This is a genomic window from Bacillus sp. Au-Bac7 (assembly GCF_021341655.1).
Lineage (GTDB): Bacteria > Bacillota > Bacilli > Bacillales > Cytobacillaceae > Niallia.
Map to the genome: position 1 here is coordinate 1 of NZ_JAJTTG010000002.1, position 18,400 is coordinate 18,400.

Annotated in this window: 15 protein-coding genes and 2 pseudogenes; 16 read left to right on the forward strand and 1 reads right to left on the reverse strand. The window is 37.9% G+C overall.

Features of this window, described 5'->3' with window-relative positions:
- Positions 1-234: 234 nt before the first annotated feature.
- The 14 genes and pseudogenes from LXM54_RS28455 to LXM54_RS08590 form a co-directional block, all read left to right on the forward strand.
- Positions 235-1,275, forward strand: a pseudogene (locus LXM54_RS28455) (sensor histidine kinase); the annotation flags it as partial.
- Between the two features lie 15 nt (positions 1,276-1,290).
- A complete protein-coding gene (locus tag LXM54_RS28460) occupies positions 1,291-2,217 on the forward strand; it encodes a methyl-accepting chemotaxis protein (protein ID WP_442780451.1) in 927 nt (308 codons plus the stop codon).
- Between the two features lie 351 nt (positions 2,218-2,568).
- Positions 2,569-4,413, forward strand: a complete 1,845-nt coding sequence (locus tag LXM54_RS08535) for a bifunctional homocysteine S-methyltransferase/methylenetetrahydrofolate reductase (protein ID WP_233314799.1) — start codon at positions 2,569-2,571, stop codon at positions 4,411-4,413.
- An 88-nt stretch (positions 4,414-4,501) separates the two neighbouring features.
- The gene (gene metE / locus LXM54_RS08540) at positions 4,502-6,793 is read left to right on the forward strand and encodes a 5-methyltetrahydropteroyltriglutamate--homocysteine S-methyltransferase (protein WP_233314800.1); all 2,292 of its coding nucleotides are present in this window, start codon (positions 4,502-4,504) and stop codon (positions 6,791-6,793) included.
- Between the two features lie 326 nt (positions 6,794-7,119).
- The gene (locus LXM54_RS08545; protein WP_233314801.1) at positions 7,120-8,379 is read left to right on the forward strand and encodes a hypothetical protein; all 1,260 of its coding nucleotides are present in this window, start codon (positions 7,120-7,122) and stop codon (positions 8,377-8,379) included.
- Positions 8,380-8,897: 518 nt separating this feature from the next.
- Positions 8,898-9,206, forward strand: coding sequence for a PTS sugar transporter subunit IIB (locus tag LXM54_RS08550; protein WP_233314802.1), 309 nt, complete (start codon positions 8,898-8,900; stop codon positions 9,204-9,206).
- Positions 9,207-9,241: 35 nt separating this feature from the next.
- Positions 9,242-10,513: a PTS sugar transporter subunit IIC gene (locus LXM54_RS08555; protein ID WP_233314803.1), complete on the forward strand. Its 1,272-nt coding sequence runs from the start codon at positions 9,242-9,244 to the stop codon at positions 10,511-10,513.
- Between the two features lie 30 nt (positions 10,514-10,543).
- Positions 10,544-10,828, forward strand: coding sequence for a hypothetical protein (locus LXM54_RS08560; RefSeq protein ID WP_233314804.1), 285 nt, complete (start codon positions 10,544-10,546; stop codon positions 10,826-10,828).
- 37 nt (positions 10,829-10,865) lie between these two features.
- Positions 10,866-11,992: pseudogene (gene anmK / locus LXM54_RS08565) on the forward strand (anhydro-N-acetylmuramic acid kinase AnmK).
- Between the two features lie 18 nt (positions 11,993-12,010).
- Positions 12,011-13,096: a DUF871 domain-containing protein gene (locus LXM54_RS08570; protein ID WP_233314805.1), complete on the forward strand. Its 1,086-nt coding sequence runs from the start codon at positions 12,011-12,013 to the stop codon at positions 13,094-13,096.
- Between the two features lie 173 nt (positions 13,097-13,269).
- On the forward strand, positions 13,270-14,133 hold the full coding sequence (locus LXM54_RS08575) for a MurR/RpiR family transcriptional regulator (RefSeq protein ID WP_233314806.1): 864 nt from the start codon (positions 13,270-13,272) through the stop codon (positions 14,131-14,133).
- 26 nt (positions 14,134-14,159) lie between these two features.
- Complete coding sequence (locus LXM54_RS08580) at positions 14,160-14,666, forward strand: kinase (RefSeq protein WP_233314807.1); 507 nt, start codon at positions 14,160-14,162, stop codon at positions 14,664-14,666.
- A gap of 462 nt (positions 14,667-15,128) precedes the next feature.
- Complete coding sequence (locus LXM54_RS08585; RefSeq protein ID WP_233314808.1) at positions 15,129-15,731, forward strand: hypothetical protein; 603 nt, start codon at positions 15,129-15,131, stop codon at positions 15,729-15,731.
- Positions 15,732-15,756: 25 nt separating this feature from the next.
- The gene (locus tag LXM54_RS08590) at positions 15,757-16,401 is read left to right on the forward strand and encodes a hypothetical protein (protein WP_233314809.1); all 645 of its coding nucleotides are present in this window, start codon (positions 15,757-15,759) and stop codon (positions 16,399-16,401) included.
- A 41-nt stretch (positions 16,402-16,442) separates the two neighbouring features.
- Here the strand turns inward: LXM54_RS08590 and LXM54_RS08595 are convergent, their stop codons facing one another.
- A complete protein-coding gene (locus tag LXM54_RS08595; protein WP_233314810.1) occupies positions 16,443-16,913 on the reverse strand; it encodes a DinB family protein in 471 nt (156 codons plus the stop codon).
- Positions 16,914-17,031: 118 nt separating this feature from the next.
- Between LXM54_RS08595 and LXM54_RS08600 the strand changes: the two genes are divergently transcribed.
- Together LXM54_RS08600 and LXM54_RS08605 are read left to right on the forward strand one after the other, a co-directional pair.
- The gene (locus LXM54_RS08600) at positions 17,032-18,072 is read left to right on the forward strand and encodes a hypothetical protein (protein WP_233314811.1); all 1,041 of its coding nucleotides are present in this window, start codon (positions 17,032-17,034) and stop codon (positions 18,070-18,072) included.
- Positions 18,073-18,164: 92 nt separating this feature from the next.
- Entirely contained in the window at positions 18,165-18,332 is a 168-nt protein-coding gene (locus LXM54_RS08605) for a hypothetical protein (RefSeq protein WP_233314812.1), read from the forward strand.
- Positions 18,333-18,400: the final 68 nt, after the last annotated feature.

Sequence of the window (18,400 nt, forward strand, 5' to 3'; positions counted from 1 at the left end):
TTTTAGGACAGTCTTTTTTAAAACAGAATAAGACTTCGGTAATGTTTCCCATGTTCCTGCTAAATTGTTCTTACTCATTGATTCTAATAATAATACACCGATATATTCTGTAGGAAGGTTTTTTGAGGCAACATTAAATTTTGATAGGAAGCAGGAAAACAGGTGAAACGAATGTCCATAAAAGCTAAAACATTGGTGTTCTTAATGCCATTAGTATTTTTAACACTGTTAGTGATGACTGTTGTTTCTTACAATACCTCTCACGATTATATATCTAATGAAATTGATCAGAAATTACATTATCAGTTAGAGTCTGTGACGGGTGACATTCAAGGAACGATAGACAGGCATACTGCCTTTTCAATAGGAGTTGCTGATGTCTTAGAGCAGAATGCAACTAGCTACACGCTTCAAGATCTGCACGCTATTTTTGAAGGACAACTAGCGGGAAATCAAGATGTTTACGGAATGGGAATTTATTTTGAACCGTACCAATATAAAGAAGGCACCAAGTATTTCAGTACGTACAGCTACAGAGAAGGGGACAAGACTACCTCGACGGAAATCTATAATAATCCTGATTATGATTATCCTAATCAGATTTGGTACAAGGTTGGTAGCGAACTTGGGAAGGAAGCAGGGATAGCTTATACAAAACCGCTGTTTGATGAAAGTACGAATGCGACACTAATCACTGCAGCAATGCCAATATACAACGGCAAAGATGAATTGCAGGCAATTGTAACTAGTGATATTAATTTAGGAGAAATTCAAACACTTATTTCTGAAACACAAGTTGGAGAACAGGGTTGGGCATTTCTTCTAGATAATGAAGGCGAATATATCGCAGCAAAAGACGAAGATAAAGTTATGAAGTTAAACATTAAAAATGAACAAAATAAAGATTTAGCAGCACTGTCTGCTTCCATGCTTTCCGGTAAAGAAGGGGAAAGCTACTTCACGGAAGACGGGGAAGAGTACTTTGTGCAATATACTCCGATAAACGGTACAAATTGGATATTAGGAATGGTAATACCGAAAGCAGAATTAACAGAAGCATCTCAATCAATATTGTATTATTCGCTGGCTATTGGAATTGTTGGTGTCCTTATTATTGCAGCAGGTATAATTTTCTACTCTTCTTATTTGTCACGAAATGTTAAGAAAGTGAATGATCTTTCTGTAGATATGTCAAATGGTGACTTAACGAATGAACTCCATATTAACAGCTCTGACGAATTTGGTGTAATGGCTGCTAATTTTAACAAAATGATCGGAAACCTTCGAAATATGATTAGAGAAGTTGCCGGGAATTCTGAATCAGTTTCTAAAACTTCTTATGAATTAAGCGAAGGGGCATCTGAAACGACGAAGGCAACAGAACATATTGCAGCAGCAATACAAGAGGTTGCGGAAGGTTCCAAGGTCCAAACAGACAGCTCGCAACAAATAGTTGCAGCAATGGAAGAAATGAGTTCAGGTATTCAAAGAATTGCCTCTTCTTCAGTCGATATGTTGGAGAATTCGTCTGACGTCATAGAAAAAGCAAAAGATGGCCGTCATTCACTAGAAAAGACGTCGACACAAATGCAATCTATTCATGCAAGTGTGTCGCAATCTGCTGAGGTTGTGAAGAGATTAGGAGAACATTCGCAAAGAATAGGAGATATAGTGAAGGTAATATCAGATATAGCTAATCAAACGAATCTTTTGGCACTTAATGCTGCAATTGAAGCAGCACGCGCAGGGGAGGCTGGCAAAGGATTTGCTGTAGTAGCTGAAGAGGTTCGTAAGCTAGCAGAAGAATCTGACGCATCTGGTAAGGAAATAGTAGAAATTATTTCTACCATCCAGAAGGATACAACGCTTGCAGTCGATGTGATGGAAAACGGAACGAAGGAAGTGCAAGCAGGGATGGACGTAGTTCATGAGGCTAATGCTGCATTTTTAACAATCTTAGAATCTATTCAATCCGTTGACAGTCTAATCCAGGAAGTTTCCTCATCGTCTCAACAGATGTCAGCAGCATCTGAGGAAATTACAGCTTCTGTAGAACAATTGTCAGATATTGCACAGAATGCATCTGACAATACCCAAAATGTTGTTGCTAGTACAGAGGAACAGCTTGCAACAATGACAGACTTAAAGAACGCAAGCAGCCATTTACAAAGCATGTCACAGAAATTACAGGAACAAATTTCACAATTTAAAATATAAAGCATTGTTAAAGGCATGAGTTCAAGCGTGAAACTCATGCCTTTTTAACTTTTTACGGGCAATAAATATGACTGCCATCCCCTCATTATATAGTGACTTTGACAAAAAAAGGGTATAGCTCTTAATTATAACAGCTGATTACTTTTATCCGTTACACTATAGCCATTTAATCATGATAAGCTACATACAACGTTAGAGAGACACAGAAAAGGAGGTGGCATTCCCTACCGATTTCTAGAATAACAATTAGGAATTCGAAAGTGCATTGCGAGTGTTTTGAATATTCAATTATATATTAGTTTTAGATTTTGCTTACTAAAGTAATAGGCTGACTAAAGGAGGAGGGATAGAATGAATTTTCGGGATGAGTTGAAAAAGCGAATTTTGATTGGTGATGGAGCCATGGGTACCCTTCTCTATTCAAACGGAATTGATAATTGCTATGAAGAGCTCAATATTACCCATCCTGATCGGATTGAAACGATTCATACTGCTTACTTGGAAGCAGGAGCAGATATACTCCAATCCAATACATACGGTGCGAACTACTTTAAATTAAAACGATATGGCTTGGAGGAAGATGTTAGCAGCATCAACAGAAAAGGCATATCCATTGCCAGAAAAGCAGCCAAAGGAAAAGCATTTGTATTTGGAACTATCGGTGCGTCAAGAAGCTTTCGTAAGTCTGATCTCGAGTTGGATGAAATTAAAAGAAGCTTTCGTGAGCAATTATACAGCCAGCTGATGGAGAATCCTGATGGCCTGCTTTTAGAAACGTATTATGACTTAGAAGAATTAGAGACAGTATTAAAGATTGCTCGCAATGAAACGGAACTTCCAATTATTGCTAATGTTTCTTTGCATGAAAACAGCTATTTACAGGATGGTGTCCATTTAAATGATGCCTTTCTCAAATTAGAGGCATTAGGCGCAGACGCTGTTGGAATCAATTGTCATTTAGGACCACATCATATGATTCGCTCTCTCGAAGAAGTGCCGCTCCCTAACAACGCCTTTCTTTCCGTCTATCCGAATGCCAGCCTTCCAGAATATATAGACGGACGTTTCGTTTACGAAGCGGTCCCTGACTATTTCGGCTCAAGTGCCGTAAGTTTGCGTGAACAAGGAGCACGGATTATTGGGGGCTGTTGCGGAACAACACCAAAACATATTGCAGCAGTAAAAAAAGCACTTGGAAATCTTACACCAATTACGGAAAAACAGATTAAAGTGCGTAAAATCGAAGTAATAGAAGTTGCTAAAAGTGAAAGTAAAAAAGGGCTGCATGAAAAAGCGAAGTCCGAACGAACGATTCTTGTTGAACTGGACCCGCCCAAAAAACTGGGGATTAAAGAATTTATGAGAGGTGCGAAAACACTGCATCAAGCAGGTGTCGACTCCATCACACTAGCAGATAATTCTTTAGCCAGCCCGCGCATAAGCAATGTCGCTCTCGGAACGAAGCTGAAGAACGAGATTGGCTCAGAGCCTCTTATTCATATTACTTGCCGTGACAGAAATATGATCGGCTTGCAGTCCCACCTGATGGGCTTGCAAACTCTTGGACTAAGTGAACTATTAATTGTGACTGGCGACCCTTCCAAGCTTGGTGATTTTCCAGGGGCAACAAGTGTTTATGATTTGTCATCATTTGATTTAATTAGTCTTGTCAAACAGTTTAACGAAGGGTTGTCGTATTCGGGACAAAGTCTAGGGCAGCGCACCAATTTCAAAATAGCAGCAGCCTTTAATCCGAATGTCCGCCATCTGGATAAAGCAGTCCAACGACTAGAGAAGAAAATAGCATGCGGCGCTCAATCTTTTTTGACCCAGCCAATTTTTTCTGTAAACCAGTTGGAAGAGGTATATGAAGCTACTAAACATCTTGAAACACCTATTTTTACTGGTATTATGCCGCTAACAAGCGCTCGAAATGCTGAATTTATCCATAACGAAGTGCCAGGCATAAAGCTGCCCGATGATGTCAGGCAGGCGATGGCCTCATGCGGCAATGACCCATTAAAGGCCCGGCTTGAGGGAATTGCAATTGCTAAGGAACTAGTAGCTGCCGCTGCAGAAAAATTTAAAGGAATTTATTTAATCACGCCTTTCTTACGATTTGAAATGACGGAGGAGCTAACAAAGTATATTAGAGAACTGGACAGTGAGCGCTTTGTTGAAGTGACTGCTACCTGAGTAATGACATAGGATCATGTTTTTACTGTTTTAATACCAATTAATTCTATAAGAAAACCTAATATTAAGATGCAGGAGGAATATAATAATGAAATTAATTAGTACTGTTATTGGCTACCCTTACATTGGTGAAAATCGGGAATGGAAGCGTTGTGTCGAATCTTTTTGGAATCAGAAAATTTCAAAAGAGCAATTTATTGCTGATATGAAAGCAATTAGACTGAATAACTTGAAACGCCAGCAAGCATTTGGCCTGGATTTACTCACTGTCGGAGACTTTACTTTTTATGACCGTATGCTTGATTTAGCTGCAATGTTCGGTTTAGTGCCAAGCCGTTATGAGTGGTCTGGAAAAGAAGTAGATTTGACAACATACTACACAATGGCACGCGGCGGGAAAGATGCTGTAGCTTGTGAAATGACAAAATGGTTTAACACAAACTATCACTATATTGTTCCTGAATTTGAAAATAAGCAATTGTCGCTGACAAATAACTATATTTTAGATTATTTTATAGAGGCAAAGGAAGAATTAGGACTTTTAACAAAGCCTACAATTATTGGACCGTTTACGTTCGTACAGCTAGCGAAAGGTTATGATAAAAAAGCAAAAGAATCGTTTGTATTAAAGCTTTTACCACTGTATACACAAGTGTTTCAACAGCTTATTGATGCAGGAGCAGAGTGGATTCAGGTCGAGGAGCCTGCATTAGTACTGACACTAAGCGAAGAAGATATTAAGCTTGTTAAAGAAATTTACAAGCAATTATCAATAGAAGTGCCAGCCGCAAAAATCATGCTGCAAACGTACTTTGAAGCACTTTCCGCATATCAGGAGCTGACACAACTGCCTGTTGCTGGGATTGGTCTTGATTTTGTTCATGGAGGAGAGGGAAATATCCGCTCTATCCAAAAATATGGTTTCCCTAAAGAGAAAGTATTAGGGATTGGACTAGTAAATGGACGAGATATTTGGAAGGCAGATTTAGTAGAAAAAGCGGCAACAACACAGTCTTGTTTAGCATTAAGCGGTGTTAAGGAGGCTTGGATTCAATCATCCTGCAGTCTGCAGCATGTACCTGTTACAACTGTTTCTGAAAAAGCACTAGATGCTGCTTTACAGGATGCTCTGTCGTTCGCAGATGAGAAAATAGCAGAGTTGATTCAAGTAACGTCTTATGTACGAAACGAAACGTTGACAAATGAAATTGCCCTTACACAGAGTAAACTGAAAATTGATGCACTGGCAAGGCATGAAGCAAGAAATAATCACAATGTTGGTCAGCTAGTTTCTAGCGTGCAGCCTCAGCATTTTTCACGACCTGCTGTCTTTAAGGAACGACAAGCATTACAGCAAGAAGAACTGCAATTACCGGATTTTCCAACAACAACAATCGGCAGCTTCCCGCAGTCTGATCAGGTGAAGCGGACACGAACAGCATGGCGTAAAAAGGAAATTACCGATGCTGAATATGCACAGTTTGTCAAAAATGAAACAGCACGCTGGATAGAAATCCAGGAGGACATCGGACTTGATGTGTTAGTAACTGGAGAATTCGAGCGGACAGATATGGTCGAATACTTTGGTGAAAAGCTTAGAGGAATCGCCTTTACAAAGCAAGCATGGGTCGTTTCATATGGTTCACGGTGTGTGAAGCCGCCAATTATATATGGCGATGTAGAATGGATCGCTCCGATGACAGTGAAAGAAGTCATAGAAGCACAAGAGTTAACGGAAAAATATGTGAAAGGCATGTTAACAGGGCCAATTACCATTCTAAACTGGTCTTTCGTCCGTGATGATATATCCCGAGAACAAGTAGCAAATCAAATAGCGTTAGCATTGAGAGAGGAAATTAGCGTGTTAGAGGAAGCGGGCATTGCGATTATTCAAGTAGATGAACCGGCACTGCGTGAAGGCCTGCCGTTACGTAAGGAAAAATGGGGGGAATATTTAGAGTGGGCAGTGAATGCATTTAAGCTTGCCACATCAAGTGTAAAGAATGAAACACAAATTCATACACATATGTGCTATTGTGAGTTCAATGACTTTTTAGACACTATTCGCGCCTTAGATGCAGACGTCATTTCAATTGAAACGTCGAGAAGTCACGGAGAGCTGATTCATTCACTTAAGCAAAACGCATATGAGCTAGGCATTGGATTAGGTGTGTATGATATTCACAGTCCGCGTGTTCCAAGTATTCAAGAAATTGAAACAATCTTAAACGACAGCCTAGAAGTTATTGCAAAAGAACAGTTCTGGGTGAATCCTGACTGCGGCTTGAAAACACGACGCGAGGAAGAAACAGTACAATCCCTTAAAAACATGGTAGCGGCAACACAGAAATTGCGTGAGCAGGTTAAACAAACGGTATAACAATAAATGGGGCAGCATATACAGGTCCTGCTCCACAATATTTATTAGTCTAAAAAATGATTGCTAAATAGACAAAAGGTCTTCTATGCACCAACAGATAGAAGACCTTTTGTTTTTTTGGGTATTTTTTTGCTAAAACTTTTTTTATCAGAACTCCATTATATCCGATAAAAGGCGGAAATCTAGAGAGGACCATTAAAAGTAAATATAAAGTAATGAGTTTGTAATCCTGTGATAAGAAAGAAACAGTAAAAAAGAAGTTTCCGAATGATACAGGCAATTGCTGGTAATATTAATAAAGACACCGAGTCGAGGGGGACTAACATATGCCGCATCAAAAATTCCAGTCAGCTAACATAAGACCTCGTTATGCAAAAGGCACAATATCAGCATGGGGAGTAAATTCTGCATATCCTCGCACTCCATGGGTTGCTGCTTGGTGGTCTGCTGCCTTTCCAGGGTTTGGGCATATGTTTCTCGGTAAGTACCTCCATGGTTTTATGCTGATTATTTGGGAGCTCGTTGTAAACAGTCAGGCCAATGTAAACATGGGGATTATCTTATCCATGCTAGGAAGATTCGAGGAAGCAAAGGCAGAAATTAACGAAAATTGGTTCCTGCTTTATATGGCAGTGTATGTATATAGTATATGGGACAGTTACCGCTGTGCCGTAGAAATTGCAAAAAGCCATGTACTTGCAGAAGTGGAAGACGCTCCTATCTCTCCATCTGCTGTAACCTTTTTCGATGTTGTCATACTTGATAAGAAAAATCCCTGGGTAGGATTTTTCTGGTCGTTATTATCGCCTGGCTTAGGTCAACTATATGCCGGCAGTACAATCGTTGGCACCTTAGTTTTAGCTTGGTGGATATATGTTGCTTATCAAGCAAGTGCAGTTAGTGCTTGGCTTCATTCGTTTCTCGGTGATTTTCCGAGTGCAACAGCTGCTCTTGATTTGCAATGGTTTCTTTTTCTACCGTCAATGTATGCCTTTGCCATATATCAAGCATATACAGCAGTAATAGAAACAAATACATTATATGATATTGAGCAAATTCGTTTCCTTAGAGTGAGGGATGAAAACTTGTCAGAACACAACACATTAGATAATAATACAGTCCAAATTATCGCTACATTTGAACATTCTCCCTTTGTTGAAATGGTCATTCATGAAATGGAAAAGCAGGGAGTAAAGCCGCAGAATATTGTGGCTTTACCGATGGAAAATCTTGATGATCAATTACATATAGTAGACTCTATCCATTCCGTTGACGGCAGAAGTATTCTTGATGGAGCGATGCTTGGCGGTTCTATCTTTATGGTTTTAGGCTCTATCTATGGATTCGTCTTGTATTTAGGACCAATTATTTGGGGCTTGCTTGGTCTAATTGGTGGTTTTTTAATAGGTTTGTTTATTGAAATAGCACTTAAGAAGAAAAAGAAAATTAAATTTTTCTCTAATCGTAAAAGCGAGGTACTATTACAGGTAACTTGTAATAAATCTCTGCAGGAGCAGATGATTAAGATTCTTAAATCCCGGAAAGCCAATAGTTTTCTGGTGATGCCTCAACGGATTAATAGTTAATGTTTATCACGATAAGGGTGCAGATAATATCTGCACCCTTTTTGTCATTCATGTTTAGTATGCTTACCGCGATTAAAATTTACGAGTGCTTCTAATGCAAATGTACCAATACCTAATGAGATTAGAGAAGGCAGCCGGATGTTTTGTTGCCTTTACATACATGTTTTGAGAACGAATCCAGCCTTTGTTTGTGCCTCTTTCATGTAACATGTAACCTGCATGGTATAAGTTGCTTTCTTCCCGGGGATTTGAGGGTCTATTTACATATTGGCTGGGCGGTATCCATATTTCCATTACTCTGTCCAGATTGCCGAGAACTTTTAAAAAATTAGTTTGTGAGCCAACAAAAACATCTCTTAGTGGATTCTCGGCAGCTATTAGCAACACTTTATAAAGATAGTTATATTTGAAATTTTATAACATATTATTTAAATATAAGTTGAAACATTATTACAAAAACGTTATACTCATTTTTAGAAAGCGCTATCAAAATTTGGATATGTAAAGGAGAGGTTAATATGAAAGTTTTGTTTGTATGTTCTGGTGGAATGTCTAGTTCCATTTTGGTGAACACACTAAAAAAAGAAGCCAAAAATGATGGCTTAATATTGGATGTATTAGCAGTTGGCGCGACTGACTTTGCTTCGGAAATCCGCAACGGTTGGGATGTGGCAATGGTTGCTCCTCAAGTCAGACACCGTTATGACAGTTTTAAAGAATCTGCTGATGAAGCAGGTGTTCCTTGTGGGGTTATCCCTTCACAAGCCTACAGCCCCCTTGGCGGACCAGCTTTATTAAAGCTACTGCACGAATTAACCAAGAAATAACAGGTGAGCTAGTGAACAATTAGGAGGGAATATAAATGGATAAGTTTGTAGACTTTTTAGAAAGAAATCTTTCTACTCCCATGGCAAAGCTATCTGAGCAAAAACATTTACGGGCTATCCGCGATGGGGTGGTTTCCGCATTGCCGTTTATAATCTTTGGCAGTATCTTTCTGATTATTGCTTTTCCACCAGTGAGTGCTGATTCTGCTATTGCAGCTTGGGCGAGTAAACATGCAGCAGAAATCTTAATTCCGTACCGGTTAACAATGTTTATCATGACTTTATATATCACGTTTGGAATAGGCTATAGTTTATCTCAAAGCTATAAGATTGATCCTCTTTCTGGTGCGCTGCTTTCTACTGCTGCATTCTTATTTACGATTGGTGTCCAAACGGTAGAGGAGGTCGGCTTTGTCCTGCCGATGGCTAATCTTGGAGGACATGGTCTGTTTGTTGGTATGATCGTTTCGATTTTTTCTGTAGAAATTCTCCGTTTATGCAAATCGAAGAAAATTATGATAAAAATGCCAAGTTCTGTGCCGCCTTCTGTCGCAAGGTCGTTTGAAGCGTTAATACCTGTGACCCTCGTATTAACCGTTATTGCGCTTATTACTGTCGTTTTTGGGATAGATACCCATTCGATTGTAGGCAAAGCAGTTGCACCACTCATTAAAGCCGGTGATACGTATCTTGGAGTCATTCTGCCAACATTTTTAATTACTTTCTTTTGGTCCTTTGGAATTCACGGTGTCTCCGTTGTTGGAGCAGTTGCCCGCCCCGTTTGGGAAGTGTATTTAGCTAATAACTCCGCAGCAGTTGCGGCTGGAAACAATATTCCGCATATTGCTCCTGAAACATTTTTTCAATGGTTTATTTGGATTGGCGGATCTGGTGCAACATTAGGATTAGTCATTGCGATGTTATTAACAGCAAAATCAAAATATAGTAAAGCAATGGCAAAGACTACGATTATTCCAAGCTTATTTAATATTAACGAGCCGGTAATCTTTGGTGTCCCGATTGTATTAAATCCACTATTAATTATTCCATTCATTATTACGCCATTAGTGGGAGCAACTATTGCCTATATAGCAACAGCAATCGGAATGGTCAGCCCAACCTATGTAATGGTGCCATGGACCTTGCCAGCTCCAATTGGTGCCTATTTAGCAACAGGCGGGGACTGGAGAGCTATTGTAATAGTTCTTATTAATCTGGTTCTTTCTGTGCTTATCTATTTACCATTCTTTAAAATATATGATAATAAGCTCGTCACCCAAGAAAGCGAAGAAAAATCCGCAGCGTAAGGTAATGTGTTTATTACAGGGGGGAAGCAAATGAGAAAGACACAAAATCTGCTCTTTTTTAGCTATAAAAGTGCCGCGATTTTCTTTAGCTTAATACTCATTTTTAATCTTGTCTTTGTTCCTCTTTTAAGTGCTACTGGAGTAAATCAGCAAGCTGCATTAAGTATTGTCAATAGCATTGGAATCAGCAGTGCTTTAACATTTGTGATTGTCTGGATTGAACGTAAATTAAACAATAAAAAGCATGTAATTACATTATTTCTAGCATTATTAGTAGGCTGCTCATTAGGTTGTTTCTTATTAGTATTTGGATAAATGGAGGTGTACTTATTTGGCATATGTTGTAGGCCTTATGTCTGGAACATCATTAGATGGAGTTGATGTGGCATTAGTCAAAATAGACGGCTGCGGTATGAAAACAAAGGTTGAACTGATTGAATTTATGTCGTTTCCTTATTCCAAAGACATAAAAAAGGAAATCCATGATTCATTTTCAATTGAAACTTCAAACAGCGCACTAATCTGTTCTTTAAATTTTAAGCTCGGTGAAATTTTTGCAGCTGCTGTTACCGATGTTTGTAAAAAGGCAAAGCTTGCCTTGGAAGACCTTGATGTCATCGGATCACATGGACAAACCATTTATCATCAGCCCTATCAAACAGAAGGCTTGAGCCCGTCTACCTTTCAAATTGGCGAGCCAGCCGTTATTGCCTATCAAACAAAAACAGCTGTAGTATCTAATTTCCGTACAATGGATATGGCGGCAGGAGGACAAGGTGCACCACTAGTTCCATATACAGAGCTTCTTTTATATGGCAGCAGGGAAAAATCGATAATTCTTCAGAATATAGGCGGTATTGGAAATGCCACCGTTTTGCCGAAGGCTGCTGCCATAGAAGATGTGCAGGCGTTTGATACCGGTCCGGGAAACATGATAATAGATTATCTTTGCGAAAAGTTTTACGGGGTTCCTTTTGATAATAAAGGAGAAATTGCAAAAACCGGCAATGTTAATAAAGAATTGCTGGAACACTGTATGGAAATTCCGTTTATCCTTGCTTCACCACCAAAATCAACAGGGAGAGAATTATTTGGCACAGCATTAGTAGACTCCCTAGTAAATGCCTATCCGCAAGTTTCCGAACATGATTTTGTGACAACAATGACCATGTTTACCCAAAGTCCATAGCTGAAAACTATAAAAAGTTTATCTTTCCCACTACTAAAATAGACGAAGTTGTTATTGGCGGAGGCGGGTCTTACAATAAAATGCTGCTTGTGATGCTACAACAAGAGCTTTCAGAGTTTTGTCAGGTAATAAGGCAGGAGGATTTAGGTTTTTCATCTGAAGCAAAAGAAGCAATAGCGTTTGCTATCTTAGCAAACGAAACGATGAATAATTTACCAAGCAATGTTCCTAAAGCAACAGGAGCTAAGCAGGCGCTTATCCTTGGTAACATTACACCAGTTCCATTTTAAAATAGAGAGGAAACTTTCATGAAAAAGTTAGGAATATCCCTATATCCTGAGCATTCCACAATGGAAAAAGATAAACAATATCTTCAACTGGCCCATAAGTACGGCTTTGAAAAGGTGTTTACATGTCTGTTGTCCGTTAATGGTCAACAGAAGGACATTATGAAAAATTTTCAAGAAATTTGTTCTTTTGCAAATGATCTAGAGATGAAAGTAATGGTCGATATAGCACCGAGAGTTTTAACTGCTTTAGGAATTTCCTATAATGACCTGTCATTCTTTGCAGACATGGGTGCTTATGGCATTCGCCTAGATGCAGGTTTTTCTGGAAATGAAGAAGCAATCATGACACATAATCCCTTTGGGCTAAAGATTGAAATTAATATGAGCAATGCTACTAATTATTTAGATAATATTATCGCTTATCAGCCTAATCGAGATAATTTAGTAGGTTCCCACAATTTTTATCCGCATCGTTATGCAGGTTTAAGTTATTCCCATTTCAACAAATGCTGTGATCTGTTTAAAAAGCATAATATAAGCACAGCTGCTTTTATTAATTCACAAGCAGCAACATTTGGCCCGTGGCCAGTTACTGAAGGGTTGTGCACACTAGAAATGCATCGTAACCTTCCAATAGAAACACAGGCTAAACACTTATTTGCGACAGGTCTGATAGACGAAGTGGTCATTGCTAATGCCTATGCTTCAGAAGCCGAAATGAAGGTGCTAAGTCAGCTTAACAGCAACATACTGACCTTCAAAACAGAATTATATAACACGATCACAGAGCTTGAGAAAAAAATTGTGCTAGATGAATTTCATTTTTACAGGGGTGATGTTTCCGATTATTTAATCAGGTCTACGCAATCACGAGTGAAATATAAACAGGAAGACTTTAAAGCAACAAACACGCCTAACATTCGCCGCGGAGATATTCTTATAGAAAATGAGCGATACGGGCAGTACAAAGGAGAGCTGCAAATCGCTCTGCAAGATATGGAAAACTCGGGAAAGACAAATGTGGTTGGCCGTATTGTTCCTGAGGAAGTATTTTTATTAGATTTTCTGCAGCCATGGGGGAAATTTCAATTTACATTAGAATAGTTTAGAGTGGCAAGCCTCAAGCATCTTGTATCTTTGAGGCTTGCTTTTCGCTAGTTTTTAGAGTTTTAATCAAAAACCTATTAGTCAGGTAGCTTTTCTTGATAAAATAAATTCAGTACTATAACACTAAGTGGATTATTTTTTACAACAGAGAGATTGAAAAGGGGGAAACTATGACTTCCGTTAATATATTAGTGAGAATTGAAAGTATTATTGAAGAGCTGCCCAAGTCAGAAAGAAAGGTCGCACAATACATATTAGAAAATGCCAATGATATTGTACGAATGTCTGTTCATGAATTGGCTATGCATGCAAATGCCAGCAGTGCTGCGGTCATCCGCTTATGCCGTTCCATTGGAGTGGAAGGTTATTCAGATTTAAAGCTGTCTCTTTCATCCCAATTTTCCCATTCTTTGAAAAGCAGCTTTTCTGATATTGAAAAAAACGAAACAACCCAGTCCATTAAGGAAAAGATTGTCTCGAATTCAGTACAGGTTATTAAAGAAACTGCTTTAGAATTAGATGATGAAATGATTGATAAAGCAATTGAAAGTATAAAGCATGCAGATGTTGTATATGTGTATGGTTTAGGAGCTTCATCTCTTGTAGCAAATGATATTATGCAAAAATGGTCCCGCTTAGGAAAAGTCGTTGTAGCAATCCAAGATGCCCATATTTATGCTTCCATCCTTTCAGGAGCTTCAAAAAATTGCATCTTCTTCTGTGTGTCGAATACAGGTGAGACAACGGAAGTACTTCGCCTTGTTGATATCGCAAAGGAGTCTGGCTGTCAAACCATTGGACTAACCCGTTTTGGTCATAATACCTTATCACAAAAGGTTGGATTATCCTTACAATATGTGCGCGCACCAGAAGCACAGTTCCGCAGTGCTGCTACAAGCTCGATATTCGCCCAATTCCTAACAATCGATATTATCTTTTATGCCTACGTATCTAAGTATTATGATGATAGTATTGAAAAAATTGTAAACTCGCGAAACGCAGTAATGGAGTTCACCCAGAAAAATAAAGGATAAATATTTTCTAAAGGGGACCATTAATAATGGAATCTAAGTTAATAATTTTGCGTGGAAATTCAGGCAGCGGTAAAACTACTGTAGCAAAGAGTATTCAAGACCATTATGGTACTGCCACACTGTTAGTTTCCCAGGATACAATCCGCCGAGATATGCTAAAGGTTCACGATAGAGAAGGGAACCTATCTATTGATCTGATTCGTCAAGTTGCTGAATATGGAAAGAGCAAATGTAAATATGTTATTGTCGAAGGGATACTGAATAAAATCCGCTACGGTAACATGCTCCATAACCTAATTGATTTCTATGATGGAAAGGCATTTACCTATTACTTTGATCTAACATTCGAAGAAACAGTCAAACGCCATAATACCCGTGATAAGAAGTTGGAGTTTGGAGAAGATGCCATGCGCTCCTGGTGGATTCCTAACGATTACTTAGGAGTGGCTGGTGAAAGAAAATTGACTAATGAATTGTCACAAAAAGAGGTAGTAAAGTTAATTGTGAAAAATCTGGAAGAAGAAGGTAAATGAGTGCCTGCAGCGAAATAGTATAGAAGAGGTCGTCCTAGTTGGACGGCTTTTATTTTTGAAGAATTTATTATATCAAAGAATATCACTCTCATTTTTCCCCTGGAGGTAGCAACTCTATGCAGATTGAAACAAAGCATCTACTAATAATTATTTTGATTAATACAATATGTATAGGGTTAAGCACATGTTTATTTTTTTCGGTTTAATGAATATAAGATTTTATCGTCACTGGATAAGCATTTACTTAGGCTTATTCTGTTCAATTGGTTTTTCCTATTTTTTTAATATATTAAATGTGGATATTTCAACCGATTCACCGCCAAGCGAGGAGTATTTCGATTTATTTTTGGATATTATTGTATTTTCCTTTCTACAACTAATCATTTTGCTTTGTTTAAACGGAATTACCTCTATTATAAAAAAACTTACACAAAGAACTACATAGGAAGAGGGGGCTTGTTCTTGACCAAGATTCATATAACAGCAGAGCCATTTAATTCAGAGGAGGATTATTTACTATTTGAAGAAGCTCGAGTATTGTCTAAAATATATATTGGTCCTTCGGAATATGAGAATTATGATGAGGAAACGAAGCAATTTTTATATGACTTTCTATGTAAACAAAATGAATTCTCCCTTTTTGTTGTATTTGAAGCATATAAAGACTGTACAGAAGAACTGGAATCTAAATTAAAACAGAAAAGCATTCCATATTCATTAGGCTATGTAGAACCAAAACAAAAGGGATATCCGGTCTTTAGAATTACAATAAATAATCCTTCTGCGCTGAACCTTGTTTTAGAGGAAAGCTTTTGGTTTGCAGGATCTAATCAGTTTTATGCTGTTTCTTTTTCAGATAATATTACCTATAAGCAGAAACTTACTAAAGGTTTATTTGGCAGACAAAAGCAATCTCTAGTTCCGTGCTTTAATATGAAAGAAGCAGCAACGGTTATTGTAATTTGGCATGATGGGCAAGGGTTTACTATCTATACGAATGATCTCCGTTATGCATCATTGGATGAGCTAATCAATCATCTGCCGAGCGGAACGATTATAGACTAATAGCGGAATGTAAAGGGTGAAATCAATGGATCAATTATGGTTAAAGGAAGAGGATTTGCAGGAGGTGTTGAAAGAGCATTTTTTGCCTGTTAAAACTGAATTTTTGCAGACTTCGCCTAAAGTTTACTATCTCAGCGTGGATGAAAAACATGATAACAGTGAGCGAGATTATTTAAAGAAATTCTTATTTGCTGCTAATACCTTTCCTTTATATCTATCACTTTATTTGGAAACTAATAACGTCGAAGAATACTTAACTGACTTTGACGCACTAAGTTTAGAATACAATGTCCAATATTCATTAGAAAAAAGAATCTACCATAGTTCTAGAAGAATAAGAAGTTTCTATCATCCAGCGTATATAACTGTGAAGTTTATGGATATAGATACTCTTTCGCAAATTATTAATGATACCTATATACAAGCGGTCATGAATGATTTTTATGCCATTTCGTCAATCAATAATGTGCAGTTCCATTATAAGAAGAGAACAGCAGTCGTTCCTTTAAAACCAAATTCTTTTTACATTTCGATTGGTCATGACGGGCATGGTTTTTATTTGTTTTCTAATGAAAAAAGATATTCAAGCATTAATATGGTGATGGAAAATCTACCAGCGGAAACAGAGCTTACACAAATTAATGATAAACTTGTGGAGGATATGGAATAGAGCAGAACTGGTGGTGCATAATACTTATGCACCACCTAAACTCAGTCCCAGATACGAACTCTTGGGATATCGGCTGTTCTTAAATAATCCAGGAGCTGACCGGTGTGAACAGACTCATGATAGGCGACGCGCAACAGCATATCTCCTAGCTCTCTTATGTAACCAGATTCAGAGCGGTCAATTTTTATTTTAATTAAATCTTCTTCTGTAAAGGATTTTATCGTATCTAGAAAACTATTACGATAAGGCTCAGCAATTTCTAATTCTGCATCAACAGTTGAATATGGTCTGCCTTCAAAGGGGGAATCAAATACAGCTAAACTTGCCCTGTTTTTAATGGCCAAATGATAATAATGCTCGCTTTCAAGTACATGTCTAATCATTTCAATACAGCTCATTGCTTCATTGTCCGGCTTCCAGAATAATTTTTCTGAGGGGATAGATGTCCACACTTTTATACTTCTTCTTCTGACTTCTGCAAAGTTTAATAGAATTAAGTCAATTGAATTCATCTAAAAACCTCCTTTACTAATATCTATCATTATACAATAATGGAACTTAAAGTTAATTCTAAAACTTGGAACTTATTTCATACTGATTCGTATTAGTGTGTTGGAGGGAGTAAATGGAATGAGCAGACTAACAAAACCATTGCCGGTATCAATCGTTTTAGGAATACTTGTATTGGCATTTCAATTTACGAATGTCGCTACTTTTGCTAATTTTACAGGGATATCCTTTTGCTTTTTACTGCTGACGTTATTGATTCATGAACTAGGTCATGTGTTGTTCGGAGTTTGGGCAGGGTATCGGTTCAACTTTTTAACGGTAGGACCACTAACAATTGAAAACAGTGACAGAATGCATATTAAAGCGAATGACAGCTGGTTCTTGTTTGGTGGTGCAGCAAGCTGTTCCCCTTTAACAGACGACCTGACTGCAATTGCCAAGCAGCATAAGCTGTTTGCAGCAGGGGGACCAGTCTTTTCAGCGGCTGCTGCTTTAATCAGTTTAAGTATCGGAATACCAATGGACTTAGATCTAGCTATATATCTCGGATTGTTTAATTCGGCTATTTTCATTGTAACGATATATCCAACCAATGGGGCGTTAAAATCAGATGGAAGTGTTTTACTCGAGCTATCAAGAGGGGGAGAACAAACGAAAGAATTTCTGGTATCGCTTTTGTTGCTGAAAGAAATGAATTCTCCCTTACATCCCTCCGAGTGGTCCGAAGAATTAATAGACCGGGTAAAAACAATGAAGCCTTCTTCTGACAATATTATGATTGCGTATATGATTTTTTACTACACGTTATTGAAGGATGGCTATGACTGTGCCAGTGCTTTAATTGAACCGTATAAGCAAATACCAGTAACGAAGAAGAATAAATTATCTCTGCAATTTATCAGCCATATCCGACAGTTAGATTCTATTTTCAGTGGCAATAAAAATCTTGAAGAGATGAAAAAACTTCATGAATACTTGAGTCCGCTAGAGCCTGTCAGTTATAAAAGAAGTGAAGCTATTTTAGCAAAGTTAAAAGGTGATGAACAACAAGCGCATCAAAAAATAGCAGAAGTTTTGAAGGAAACAAAAAAAAGGAAAAAAATATACGGTTTCTTTTATGCAGAAGAACAATTAACGGAACTATTAAAAACGAAACAATAATAGAATCATACTTGTTCTTTCTGTTTGTTAAAAGCAGTAAATATAGATATAATTAACCAAAAGGCTTGTACAAGAAAAGTGGGGTTTTTTACGTGAGTTGGGTAGATGTTAATTTATTATTTATTCCTATTATATGGTTAGGGAAAATAGGGATTTTTATATTTGCAGTTTGGTATGCTTGGAAGCTATTGAAAATACAAAAAGAAAAAAACAGTATTCTTAGAGAAATCTCTGCAAAACTCAATCGACTGGACAAATAATAGAATTTTTTATAGATTGTATAGAGAGCCGGATGAAAAATTCGGCTTTTTTGCTTAGTGCTGCTCTT

Bases quoted from the DNA above. Each gene is read 5' to 3' on its own strand.
- LXM54_RS28460 (WP_442780451.1), top strand. From the start codon at position 1,291: ATGATTAGAGAAGTTGCCGGGAATTCTGAATCAGTTTCTAAAACTTCT.
- LXM54_RS08535 (WP_233314799.1), top strand. From the start codon at position 2,569: ATGAATTTTCGGGATGAGTTGAAAAAGCGAATTTTGATTGGTGATGGA.
- metE (WP_233314800.1), top strand. From the start codon at position 4,502: ATGAAATTAATTAGTACTGTTATTGGCTACCCTTACATTGGTGAAAAT.
- LXM54_RS08545 (WP_233314801.1), top strand. From the start codon at position 7,120: ATGCCGCATCAAAAATTCCAGTCAGCTAACATAAGACCTCGTTATGCA.
- LXM54_RS08550 (WP_233314802.1), top strand. From the start codon at position 8,898: ATGAAAGTTTTGTTTGTATGTTCTGGTGGAATGTCTAGTTCCATTTTG.
- LXM54_RS08555 (WP_233314803.1), top strand. From the start codon at position 9,242: ATGGATAAGTTTGTAGACTTTTTAGAAAGAAATCTTTCTACTCCCATG.
- LXM54_RS08560 (WP_233314804.1), top strand. From the start codon at position 10,544: ATGAGAAAGACACAAAATCTGCTCTTTTTTAGCTATAAAAGTGCCGCG.
- LXM54_RS08570 (WP_233314805.1), top strand. From the start codon at position 12,011: ATGAAAAAGTTAGGAATATCCCTATATCCTGAGCATTCCACAATGGAA.
- LXM54_RS08575 (WP_233314806.1), top strand. From the start codon at position 13,270: ATGACTTCCGTTAATATATTAGTGAGAATTGAAAGTATTATTGAAGAG.
- LXM54_RS08580 (WP_233314807.1), top strand. From the start codon at position 14,160: ATGGAATCTAAGTTAATAATTTTGCGTGGAAATTCAGGCAGCGGTAAA.
- LXM54_RS08590 (WP_233314809.1), top strand. From the start codon at position 15,757: ATGGATCAATTATGGTTAAAGGAAGAGGATTTGCAGGAGGTGTTGAAA.
- LXM54_RS08595 (WP_233314810.1), bottom strand. From the start codon at position 16,913: ATGAATTCAATTGACTTAATTCTATTAAACTTTGCAGAAGTCAGAAGA.
- LXM54_RS08600 (WP_233314811.1), top strand. From the start codon at position 17,032: ATGAGCAGACTAACAAAACCATTGCCGGTATCAATCGTTTTAGGAATA.